The 12,595-nt window shown below is 41.4% G+C and carries 8 protein-coding genes; 3 read left to right on the plus strand and 5 right to left on the minus strand.

Features of this window, described 5'->3' with window-relative positions:
* Nucleotides 1–165: 165 nt before the first annotated feature.
* Both KO534_RS15050 and KO534_RS15055 read right to left on the minus strand, forming a co-directional pair.
* Complete coding sequence (locus KO534_RS15050; protein WP_215930479.1) at nucleotides 166–2,424, minus strand: polysaccharide lyase 6 family protein; 2,259 nt, start codon at nucleotides 2,422–2,424, stop codon at nucleotides 166–168.
* 145 nt (nucleotides 2,425–2,569) lie between these two features.
* Entirely contained in the window at nucleotides 2,570–5,629 is a 3,060-nt protein-coding gene (locus KO534_RS15055) for a TonB-dependent receptor (RefSeq protein ID WP_215930480.1), read from the minus strand.
* A gap of 269 nt (nucleotides 5,630–5,898) precedes the next feature.
* Here KO534_RS15055 and KO534_RS15060 point away from each other — a divergent pair, with 269 nt between their 5' ends.
* The gene (locus tag KO534_RS15060; RefSeq protein WP_215930481.1) at nucleotides 5,899–6,630 is read left to right on the plus strand and encodes a FadR/GntR family transcriptional regulator; all 732 of its coding nucleotides are present in this window, start codon (nucleotides 5,899–5,901) and stop codon (nucleotides 6,628–6,630) included.
* A gap of 214 nt (nucleotides 6,631–6,844) precedes the next feature.
* Here the strand turns inward: KO534_RS15060 and KO534_RS15065 are convergent, their stop codons facing one another.
* Nucleotides 6,845–7,591, minus strand: a complete 747-nt coding sequence (locus KO534_RS15065) for an SDR family NAD(P)-dependent oxidoreductase (RefSeq protein ID WP_215930482.1) — start codon at nucleotides 7,589–7,591, stop codon at nucleotides 6,845–6,847.
* A gap of 397 nt (nucleotides 7,592–7,988) precedes the next feature.
* Between KO534_RS15065 and KO534_RS15070 the strand changes: the two genes are divergently transcribed.
* Nucleotides 7,989–8,504, plus strand: coding sequence for an RDD family protein (locus KO534_RS15070; RefSeq protein ID WP_354667943.1), 516 nt, complete (start codon nucleotides 7,989–7,991; stop codon nucleotides 8,502–8,504).
* A 149-nt stretch (nucleotides 8,505–8,653) separates the two neighbouring features.
* On the opposite strand, the gene lptG is transcribed toward KO534_RS15070, so the two are convergent.
* Complete coding sequence (gene lptG / locus KO534_RS15075; protein ID WP_215930483.1) at nucleotides 8,654–9,721, minus strand: LPS export ABC transporter permease LptG; 1,068 nt, start codon at nucleotides 9,719–9,721, stop codon at nucleotides 8,654–8,656.
* Entirely contained in the window at nucleotides 9,714–10,823 is a 1,110-nt protein-coding gene (gene lptF, locus KO534_RS15080; protein WP_215930484.1) for an LPS export ABC transporter permease LptF, read from the minus strand. The genes lptG and lptF overlap by 8 nt, the downstream gene beginning before the upstream one ends.
* 250 nt (nucleotides 10,824–11,073) lie before the next feature.
* On the opposite strand from lptF, the gene pepA reads away from it, so the two are divergent.
* Nucleotides 11,074–12,579, plus strand: a complete 1,506-nt coding sequence (pepA, locus tag KO534_RS15085; RefSeq protein WP_215930485.1) for a leucyl aminopeptidase — start codon at nucleotides 11,074–11,076, stop codon at nucleotides 12,577–12,579.
* The last annotated feature ends 16 nt before the right edge of the window (nucleotides 12,580–12,595 follow it).

Raw genomic sequence — 12,595 nt, forward strand, 5'->3', positions numbered from 1 at the left:
TGCTCCTAACGACTAATACTCAATATCTATTTGTATTTCGCAAAACCCTATCAATAAAAAAATCAATGAAATCCAAGTGATTTTTGACGAAAACAAGTAACTTAAATTGACTAAATAAACGACTTCACACCACACTACTCGTGTCGTGTTATTTAGCAACTAAGTTTATTTTTTCATATTAATTTTATTATTGCTTAGGTTGGCGGTGTGTGGGCCTTTGACCCTAAGCTCAACCACTTTTGGTGCCACAGTATTGGTAAATTCATTATTAGTCACTGCGGTTACTGGTTCACCTACTGTATGTTCGATATCTACCGATGCTGAATCAATCCACTTATTGTCACTGATTTGCGCAACTTGCACACCATGCAGATATACCGACGCAGCATTTTTATTGCGTTTTCCCTTACCTATGTTTTTAAGCACATTGCCTTGCATAATAAAATGTGGTCCAAAGGTGCTTTCGTCTGTGCCACCTCGGTATACTTTAGCTACCGCTCCTTCTACATTTTCAACTAAGTTGTTGTTGAAATAAATGTACTCGGCGTTGTAAATCCCTAAATCATCCGTTTCTTTATTGAGGCGAAATATATCACCCGTAACATTAGTTATAGTGCTGTTCGCAATTTTCATGCTGTCCGCGAAGCTTCTATTTCCAGCGTCAAAAAGGTGGTATGAATGATTAACATTCAAGTCCTTAATAATACTGCCTTCAATTTCTAAACGGTAATTCCGTTGCATTGGAATTCTTGAAGTTCGTATAAGAGTGTTGCCTGCTGAATCTGGGGCACGTTTGCCACTAATGATTAAGTTAACTAACTTCAAACTTCCAGAATTATTAATATCAACAAAAGTAGAGCGTTCAGGGTACAGCGTAACGTGTTTTCTATGCTTCGCTTTTATAGTAATAGTTTTAGTTAGTTTAATGACTTTACCAATATTGTAATCTCCGTTTTCTAACATCAGTACATCACCTGAACTGGCATTTTTGATGGCATTAAATATTGCGTTTTCAGCAGGTTTAACTTGAATAACTTTTCCAGAATCAAAGGCAACATCAGGTTCTGACTTAGGGTAATAGCTCGCACCCACTTGTTGTTTTTGTATCGGTTGTAAAGACTTTGAGGTGCCTACAGTTTGGTTTTTTCCCACCGGGTACAACAAACCGTTTTCCGCTCTTTGCATTGTTACTGCAGCAACTTCGAAGCCTTCTTTAATGGTCGGTTCGATGCCTTCAGATAGCAAATTGTTAGTAAATTTCACACCGCTGATATCATCAAAAATGCTGATCCCATCGGTGTTTTTGTTGTTAAAAATTAGGTTGTTCTGAAATTGACTGTTGATAGGAGCTGCGGTTCGCTCAGCGTCGCTACCTGCTGCAAAATGCACATGCTCAACATCAACTAAAGTATTGTTTTCAATCAAAGCATTATCAACTTGGTGATAGCGATTAATTTTTGAATTAGGGACACCATTCATAATAGTAAAACCACTACCAAATCTGTATCCAGTTAAGCCTTCCATATAGTTATTGCGAATGATTTGATCGCGGTTAATAACGCGAATTCCGCCAGTATGGTCGACACCGTTACCAAAAAACACGTTACCTTCAACTAAATTACCATTGCCATGACGCAGTGTCAGAGTGCCACGAGACTCAAAGAACACATTATTCAATATGCGGTTTTTACCGGATTTGTTAGAAATGATTTCTACTTCACCATTACAACGGTCGAAGTAGTTGTTTTCTATGGTAGTAAAAGAGTCAGTCAACGAATAATGACTAGTACCAATTCGTAAAGTCTCACCACCATTCGAGCCCAATATGGGTCGAGGTCCAAAGTAGTTGTGATCAATTCGATGATAATTCTGCTGACTTTTTTCATTTTGTAAACGTACTGCCATGGTGACGCCACCATTACGTTTTCCTACTAAGTTGCTGTGGTCAAATCGGTTGTGTTTACCATACATGACCACCCACTTGTCTTGTTCAAATTTTTCTGGGTTACTAAAGTTATCAATCACTACTTGCGTTACCCGACTATGATTAGCCAAGTTGTCATCATTTTGTTTAAAAGAAATCACTTCGCCGGTTGGCGTGTAACCGTCTTTAAATACGAGACCCGACACCAAAAGATACTCACCCGCTAAACGCAAATTTGACAATCCGCTTAAAAAAACTTTACCGGCGGTTTCAGCGCGTAAAGTGATAAGTGCTTGTTCAGTACCTTTGGCTTTGAACAAAATTTCAAAATCGGTCCACACACCATTGGCGAGCACAACTTCATCACCTGGGCTTAAGTCTGATGAAGCTTTTTTATATTCATCAGGCGTTTTGACTAAGTATTCTTTAGCGATTGTGTTTTGGCTGAATAAGACAATAACTACATAGGTAAAAATGATATAGAAAAAGCTGCGTGACATAATATTGCTCTTGTTACTAATTAGTTGAAATTAGATAGTGTAAAAAATAGAAAAGAGCTCTCAGTAAATAAACTACAGCTAGCTCATTTTGTTACATAACGTGGCTAATCACTTCCTAATTCGAGGAAAGTGACTAGCCAATTAGTTATAGCTTGTATTGGATCCCAGCAAATATGCGAGGTCCGTAAACATTGATCTCACCAAAATTTTCACGAGATGGGATAAATTGTCTTTTAGGTTCATCAAACAAGTTAATCGCAGCTAGAGATAATTTGATATTTTTATTCAACTTATAGCTAGCACGCGCTTCATAAACACCTGTATCACCAACATACCTTAAGTTACCTGGCGTTGAGACATATTGTTGGAAATATTCGCTACGGTACTTGTATATTAGTTGTACGTTAAATCCACCATCTTGGTAATAAAGCTGGCCAGACATGACGTTTTCAGAGAAGCCAAAAATCTCAGCGGAATCTACCAGTCCAATTCGTTCAGTTACTGTTCCATCGGCAGCAACAATATTAGATGCCCCAAAGTTAGCGTCTTCAACTTCGAAATCAGAATCAGCCCAGTTGTAACTTAATTTAACCCCAAAGTTACTCCAGAAGTTTGGTAGATAAGTAAAGGCGTGTGTAGCTGTCATTTCAACACCATATATGGTGCTAGTATCGTCAGTGGTTTGTTGAACCGTGACTAAGGTATCTAATGCTTGACCGTCTACGGTAAATGTTTCATTGGTAGAAACGTTTTCAAAACCACCTTCGAAGGTTTTGTAGTAACCACCAAAGGCCAAGATAGTATCGTCGTTGGGATACCATTCAACTGCCAAATCAGCGTTCCAAGAAGTGAAAGGTTTGATGTTTGGGTTACCATTTGCGATGGCCGTACCTATAGCCACATCAATTGATTCAACGCCTTCGCTTTCATCAGTTAACCCTGTAAAAACACGTCCAAAGCCCATATCTGATGGAGAAGGTCGAGATAACGCTCTGAATAACGCCCCTCTCAATAACACTTCGTCATTCAACTCCATGACCATATTAAAGCTAGGTAACAATTCTGAATAACTACTACCACCTTTTACCGCAATTAGGTCTGCGCCACTCACTAAATCAATGCTGGTTATGCTGGGAATACCATCGATTTCGGTTATGGTGGCTTCTAACGGCCCTCTTAGACCAATAGAGGTGACGTCTGTTTTAACGTAACGTATGCCGAAGTTACCACGCACTGGATAATCACCAATTAGCGTGTCGTAGTCAGCCTGTATATAGGCTGCAAAGGTTTCTTCTTGCACATCAACATTGGCAACAGTCTGTTCTGGCTCAGGAATGACCGGTGCACCACCAATCACTGCGGTAGCGATACACAGCGGGTCAAATGAGGCAAAAGCATTACCTGTTCCTTGCGCGATAACATTACCATCTGCATCGACATTAGTGATCAATGGTTGGCCACCGGTAACCGCAGATAAAAACCCACTTTCAGGAAAACTACTGTTTTGGCAATTGGCGATGGCTTCATACATCACACTGTCGTCGTTATTAGTGTATTCATCTCGTGCTCTAGGGGCACTATCAAATTCCAATTTAGAAAATCGCAATCCACCTTTCAACTGACTAATCACTTCACTATCAGTTAAATATTCAAAGTCAGTTCTAAGAGCCGTTATTTTGTTGTTGCGGAATTGGTTTAGATCAACACGTGTTCGCGCTGAGTCAGCGAAATTATTAGGATTGGTTACATCAAAATCTCTGACGGTCATAATGGGTATTAATGAACCATTTTGACCAATTTCAACCGCGGTATTAATATAACCTTCGTCCGCAGCACCAGCTACAGGATTACCTAAAATGTCAGTTGGCTCAGACTGCAAACGCGTGTGATAGAGGTTTTCTTCACGTTGCGTTTCAGAAATAGATAAATCAGCGCTAATCGAGAGTACGTCGCTGGCATCATAGATAAATGATATTCCGCCACCTTTGTACTCTTCTAAACGTTCTAAATAAGTGCTTAGAGTTTCAATTCGTTGTCGGTAAGTGCCAGAAATCAATGAACCATCCTCTGTAATGACAAGATCTACTGGCAATTGTCCATCACGTGATACCGTTGGGTCGTCTAATCTTCTGCTACTTGCAAAAACTAAATCATTTCTAATTTCATTGAAGTCTCGATTGGAGTATTCAGCATCGATGTTTACTTCAAACTGTTCGTTTGGTCGCCACTGAATCGCACCAAAAATAGACTGTCTGTCGTCGTCGGTGGTATTTTGGCGATAAGAGTAAGAACTAGGAACAAACACATAAGGAACGCCTGCATCTGGTGAAACACCTGTAGCGGGATCAACTTGGTTATTGATGCCACCATTGTCACAATCGCCACCGTCGTCATACACACCATTTGAAGTAGTAGGGTCGACGCGACAATCTCTCCAGCCACTTGTAGTTCGAGCTTCTTGTTCTGGGTTAGTGGCTAGATTCTTTTGCGCACCAATTGAAAAACCAATGTCGCCTAATTTATCAGTCTCAATTTGGTCCACAAAACTTAAGGTAATGCGTGATCCAAAGTCTCGAGCGCTGTTATCAATGTCACTCTCTGCGGGATTCCAGTTACCTTTAACTTCCGCTTGGAAACGACGTTTGCCGTAGTCTAACGGTTTCATCGTTTCCAACGAAATCTGACCTGACACCCCACCTTCAATCAAACTGGCTTCTTGGGTTTTGTATATTGCTATTTTATTAAAAAGTTCTGATGGAAATTGCGAGAAATTAACCGAACGGTCACCACTACCATTGGCGGCTTCGCGACCGTTGAATACTGTGCTACCTAAAAATGGACCTAAGCCACGAATTGAAATCTCGGTTGCGCCACCTTGCTCACGGTGAGACGAAGCACCAGTTAGCGTCTCTAGTGCTTCACCGATTGAAAGAGCCGGAAGGTCTCCAATATCTTCAGCCGACAAACCATCAACAATACTTGTGGATAATTTTTTAATACTAATGGAGTCTTGGATGGTTTTGCGTACACCAGTAACCGCAATCACTTCGGTTGTATCATCAACGGCTGCTGCGTCGTCGCTTTGTTGTGCCATTGCTGGCATTCCCAACATACAAGCTAAAGTTGACGCATAGACTGATTTGCTCAGAAAGCGACTAGTCGTGCCCGCTTTTATTGCGCAACTGATTTTATTTAATTTCATCATGTGTGCTCTCGCATTATACTTTTTTGTGTACAGACAGCACAATGTAACCAATAGTTAAATACAATGTCAAACAAATATTAACCAATTTTACATTCACTTTATTACCAATATAGATTTTATTGGTAATAACTTTTATGGTTTATTTAATGTTACCAATTTGGTTTTTTGTTAACATTATGGTATAACGTGAAAAAAGCTGCAGTGATGTATCAGTTCGATATATCATACGCTTATAGGCGTATGTATTTAAATAACCAGAGGTATAGAGGATGAAAAATAGGCGACTGTTTTGGACTATTGTCGAAAAGATAGAATCACTTATTGATTCTGGACAATTCCCTGCCGGCAGCAGGCTTCCACCTGAAAGAGAGCTTGCTGAAAATTTTGAAGTGAGTCGTCCGACTATTCGTGAAGCTATAATCGCACTAGAAGTACTTGAAAAAGTAGAAGTAAAAACTGGCTCTGGTGTTTATGTATTAGAAAATACCAAAAAACAAAACGTACAGCATAATATAAGCGCTTTCGAATTAACTCAGGCTAGAGCGTTAATTGAAGGTGAAGCAGCAGCACTTGCGGCCACGACTATTTCAGAAGAAGAGCTTGAGCGCTTAAATCACACTTTGGTTGAAATGGAAAAAGGCGAGCACCCTGAAACTGCCGATAAAGAATTTCATTTGATTATATCCACCGCTACACGCAACAGTGCAGTTTTAATGGCAGTAAGCAGCTTGTGGGCAATGCGTGAAACAAGCCCTACCGTCAAAATGGCTTATAAAGGTGTGTGTAGCCAAAGTGACTCTAAAAGGTTAGACGAACACAAAGCCATTTATAATGCTTTGGTCAATCGTGACTCTCAAGCTGCAAGAGCCGCCATGCACCTTCATTTTAATCGACTCATCAATGCTTTATTTGAAGCAAGTGAAGCCAAGGCATTAGAAGAAGTGAGAAGACAAACGAGTCAAACTCGTGATTTATATTCCCTTAGTCATTTAGTTTCTTAGCGCCAGATTTTTTCAAGGTTCAACAACGCCCTCTTTGAATCCCAATAGAGAAACCTTCGTTTCGTTATTGGGATTAGCGTTCTACTCGCCACCACTAGTTAAATCACTTTACGCCTATTCTTAGAAAATAAAAAAGGCCATGTATCAACATGGCCTTGCAGGGTACAGTAGCTTATATTCTACTTTTATTATTAATCTGTTCGTTTGGGACTGCCTAAGAGAAAAGCATGCCACCATTTATATCGATATTGTTTCCTGTCATATATGAAGACTCATCAGAAGCTAAAAATCCTACTAACTTCGCTACTTCTTGGGATGTTCCTTCGCGTTTTGCGCAGGTCATGCCGGCCACTTTTTCACGTACATCACCAGCCGTAAACGTATCGTGGAATCCAGTGCTGATCATGCCCGGACACACGCCGTTTACTCGAATATCAGGGCCAAGCTCTTTAGCTAAACCACGGGTATAAGTCATTACCGCGCCTTTGGACGTAGCGTATGCAACGGCACCACCACCGCCGCCATCTCGACCGGCCTGAGAGGCAAGTGTAACGATTGAACTACCCGGCGCTAAATGAGGAATACAGGCTTTACACATCATAAACAAAGATGTCATGTTCAAGTTCATTACATTGTTCCAATGCTCGATACTCATATCTGCAATTTTGACTCGCGCCACTAAACCACCAGACACATGAACAAGACAGTCAATTTTTCCAAAGGTATCGAGTGTCGCCTTAACTACTGCGTTAACACTCGACTGATCCGTTAGATCTGCCTGCAGTGCTATTGCACTCCCGCCAAAGGCTTCAATTTCTGCAACGGCGCTTTGGGCGGTCGTTTCGCTTGAGTGATAAGTAATCACTACCTTAGCACCACGCTGTGCTAATTCGATTGCACAAGCACGACCTATATCTCTACCGCCACCAGCAACAATAGCCACTTTGCCTTTCATTGTCATAAAGCACTCCACTCAATCCACTTAGATAATTATTATTTAACCTACCACTAGCCGCCAACAAACAAAGACCACAGCCTTATTGAATTGAGCTTATTGAGATGGCTAAGTATCAGGTCTATGTTACAAAAATAACCAATCTAGACACTTTTGTCAACCAATCAATAAGTTTTGGTAATACCAATAAACCAAAGCCCGGCAGCTATTTTTGAGTTACGTTTTTAGCCTTATGTACTTTAAAAACTATCCTGATCTATCTTCGTTAAACTTGAAGGCTACCTTTGTTAACATTCCAAATAGCACTGACTAGACCTCATTTTATTACCAATATTATTTATCTCAAAGTTTATACTGGCGCTAGTTTACTGATACCATCTGGTTTATTTTTCAAGGCTTATTTGTGACATCTACAACCCCCACACACTCTCGAGCAAGTTTCTTTCGCAGACTTGCGGCAATGGTTTACGACCTATTAGTCGCTGTCGCTGTCGGTATGTGCGCTGCAATGATTATTTTGGTAACAATGATGTTATTAGTAGAAAATAATATTCTAGATAATCAAGGTTATGCGCATTTTAGTGATCTGATTCAACATTCGTTTGGCTACCAACTTACGATTCAAATTTGGGTCATGTTGTGGATTGTGGGATTTTTTCTATGGTTTTGGCGTAATGGTGGTCAAACCATAGGCATGCGGGCGTGGCGTCTACGATTGTTTAGCACAAACGACAAGCCATTTGGATATGGCCGCGCATTTTTGCGTTTGTTGTGCTCCTTTGGTGGTTTAGGTACTTTGTTAGTGCTGTTCGATTTTAAATCAAAACTGTCGTTGCAAGATAGGATAGCCGCTACTGAAATATTGGTACTGAGTAAAGAAGATAACCACCACCAAGCATGGAAAAAGATTCAGGAATAATTCCTCTAGACAATTGTTCGCTTTCATCTAAGCAAATGCTTACTTTCGTGGGAGAAAGCAGAACTCAGGAATTTGACTATACGCGGCTTTGGCAAACCGCGTGTTGTATACAAGGAACTGGTTTTGAGTCGATGCCAATGGTTTGCCGTTTAACCTTGCCTTTTTAACAAAAATATTGAAAAGGCGGCAAAAACACAACTTGGTAAGGCAGCCCCTAAGAATGGTGGAAACTGATAAACCAAACTCAACGCCCCGAACACCTCATTACTGACAAAAAAGCCAAACCCAGTTAACACCCCTAAAATTACTCTAGCTCCCATAGTTACACTGCGCAAAGGACCAAAAATAAAAGACAATGCCATCAATAGCATCACGCCGACTGACAAAGGTTGCAGAACTTTACGCCACAGAGCCAATTCGTATCGGCTAGGATCTAAGCTGTTATTATTGCGATAATTCACATATTCAGCCAAACCACGGATTGATAGAGCTTCGGGCTTAACTGTCACCACGCCTAACTTGTCTGGTGTGAGTGTTGACGACCACACGCCTTTTTCAAGTTGTTGGTAACGGATCCGCTGATCACCTATAAACGTATATTTAACTTGCTTTAGCTGCCAACCGTCGGCGCTATAATTTGCCTCTAGAGCAGAAGTGATTTGCCTTAGCACTAAACTTTCGTCAAATTCATATACGTTTACTCTACGTAAAGTGTTGGTATCGACTACCTCTCCAATACTCACGAAGTTATCACCGTCCTTTGCCCAGGTTATTCTGTCAGAAGCAAATAAGCTGCCACCTGAGATAGCTTGGGTACGAATTTCTTTCGCTTTAGTTTCGGTAACAGGCGCAATCCACTCACCAACAAACATCACAAATAACACCATTAGCAGCGCTGACTTCATTGCCGAAATAATGATATTCCAGCGGCTTTGCCCTGCAGACTGCATGACTACCAATTCACTGTTACTTGCCAAAACCCCCATACCTATCAAGCCACCGATCAACGTAGCCATAGGGAAAAACTGCTCCAACTCTCGGGGTAAGCTCAGCACAACATACACTGCTGCAACGGTCATGTCGTAACTACCACGACCGACTTGTTTCATCTGCTCAATAAATTTTATCAAGGCACTTAAACCAACCAAAACACTCAAGCTCATTGCAGTTGTCGCTAGTAGTGTTTTAGCGATATAGACATCTAATATTTTAAGCACGGGCATCCCCTTTAAATCGAGCCCGCATTTTCACACCTATAGGCCTGCCTTTAAGTAACAGTGCAATACCGATTGAAAACAGCACACCATGGACCCACCATAGACCGAACTGTTGGGGTATATTGCCGTCTTCTAAGGCCTTGCGACCAGCCATCAATAACATAAAGTAGCCAAGATATAACATCAATGCAGGGAACATTTTCCCAAAGCGCCCTTGCCTTGGGTCAGCAGCACTTAGGGGCACCGCAATCAGGACTAAAAACGGCAAAGACAGTGGGATAGCGATACGCCAATGCAACTCTGCTAACGCTAAGATAGATGGGTCATCCATTAACACTTTGGTCGAATATGCGCTTAATTTTCTGCGCTTTTTTTCAGCTTGTTGTTCCGCGATTTGAATCTGATATTCTTCGAATTCAACCACACTATAATCCTGGCGGCCTACCTCACCTTCATATTGTTTACCTTGATTAAGAATTAGCTTTTGCGCGCCATTTGTTTGTTCTTGAATGCCGCCACTGGTTGCATACACAATGCGCACATTTTCAGAATCCGAGTCAGTGTCTCTTTGCGCTAAAAATACTTTTCTCAAGGGGTTAGGACCATTATCGATGTCGTGTACAAATATGACTGCTTGCTGATTAACGGTTTGCTGAAAACGGCCAGGAATAAGGCTAGCTAAACCACTTTGCGCCCCCACCTTTTCTTCTAGCTGGTAAGTACTTTCCACCGACAAAGGTGTCAACCACATAGTGAGGCACGCTGTTAATAACGACATAATCAAAGCTAAAACTAACATAACGCGAGTGACATACCACTCGCTCACACCACAGGCGCGCATTACGCTCATTTCACTATCAACATACAAACGACCATGAGCCAACATTATCCCCAAAAATAAGCTTAGAGGTAACACCAATGACGCCAACACCGGTATGTGCAAAGCTAAAAATCCGAGCACCAATCCAGCAGGGATTTCCCCCTCTGATGCTTCGGCCAAAACCCTAACAAACTTTTGTGTGATAAAAATAGCCATCAGCAGCAAAAATATAGCGACTTGAGACTTCAAAGTTTCTTTCATTAAATAGCGAAAAATCAGCACAACACATCCAAGGGAAAAAGTAGTATTTTAGTGGCACTATGGGAAATTTTAAGTAAACTTAACGTTTTCACAAGTTTAATTTATAAAGTGTGCGAATTTAAAGCACTCAGCCTCTATCTTATTTACAGATTATGTCCGGCTGAAGTTAATCTTACAATAATATAGCGGTATTACCCAATAACACCTTGCGATTATTCATTAAAAGGGCGGCGGGTTGCAGTAATACTCATCATAATGACGAGGGGTCAAAGTGGAATTTAGCGTAAAAAGTGGCAGTCCAGAAAAACAGCGTAGTGCTTGTATTGTGGTTGGTGTATTTGAACCTAGACGTCTAACATCTGTAGCCGAACAGCTCGACATTATCAGTGACGGTTATATCAGCAATCTGCTTAGAAGAGGCGATTTAGAGGGCCAAGCAGGTCAAATGTTGCTGCTACACCACGTTCCTAACGTTTTGAGTGAACGAGTATTGTTGGTCGGATGTGGTAAAGAGCGAGAACTAGACGAACGTCAATACAAACAGATTATTTCCAAAACCATAAAGACCCTGAATGAGACGGGTTCTATGGAAGCTGTCAGTTTCTTAACAGAATTACATGTTAAAGGTCGCGATACCTATTGGAAAGTGCGCCAAGCCGTTGAAGCGACACAAGATTCACTTTATACCTTCTTACAGTTAAAAACTAAAAAAGGCGAATTACGCCGACCATTACGTAAAATTGTTTTTAATGTTCCCACACGTCGTGAGTTGTCAATTGGCGAACGCGCTCTTGAGCATGGCTTAGCCGTTGCGCAAGGTGTTAAGACCGCCAAAGATGTGGCCAACATGCCACCCAACATTTGTAATCCTAAATACCTACTCGAACAAGCTCAAGAGTTAGGTGTCACTTATGACAATTTACATGTGAGCTCTGTCAATGAGCAACAAATGTCAGAATTGGGTATGCATTGTTACTTAGCTGTTGGCAGGGGCTCGGTCAATGAATCCATCATGACCATCATGGAACATAAGGGAGGCCCATCTGGGCAGGCTCCAATAGTGTTGGTAGGTAAAGGCCTTACCTTTGATTCTGGTGGTATTTCTATCAAACCTGGTGAAGCCATGGATGAAATGAAATATGACATGGGTGGTGCAGCTGGGGTTTTAGGTGCCATGCATACGATTTGTGCCCTTAATCTTCCAATCAATATAGTAGGTGTGCTTGCCGGTTGTGAAAATATGCCTGATGCAAATGCGTACCGCCCAGGTGATATTTTAACGACCATGTCAGGGCAAACTGTTGAAGTACTCAACACCGACGCCGAAGGGCGCTTGGTGTTATGTGATGCGCTGACTTATGTAGAACGTTTTGACCCAGAGTTAGTTGTGGATCTCGCGACTTTAACTGGTGCTTGTGTCGTCGCCTTAGGTAAACATGCCAGCGCCGTATTTAGTAACCATAATCCACTGGCCCACGAATTGATTAATGCATCTGAACAAAGTGGTGACAAAGCTTGGCGTTTACCTCTTTGGGACGAATACCAAGATCAAATTGAAAGCCCCTTTGCAGATATGACTAACCTTGGTGGACGCCCTGCTGGCGCAATCACCGCAGCCTGTTTCCTATCGCGTTATACACGCAAATATAACTGGGCCCATATGGATATTGCCGGTACTGCATGGGTTGGTGGTAAAGATAAAGGTTCGACTGGTCGTCCTGTACCTATGTTATCTCAGTTCTTAATGAATCGAGCTGGTATTGAAACAGAAGATTAATTACGCCTTTAGGAAC

The sequence above is a fragment of the Paraglaciecola arctica genome (assembly GCF_018861065.1).
In the GTDB taxonomy this organism is placed as follows: Bacteria; Pseudomonadota; Gammaproteobacteria; order Enterobacterales; family Alteromonadaceae; genus Paraglaciecola; species Paraglaciecola arctica_B.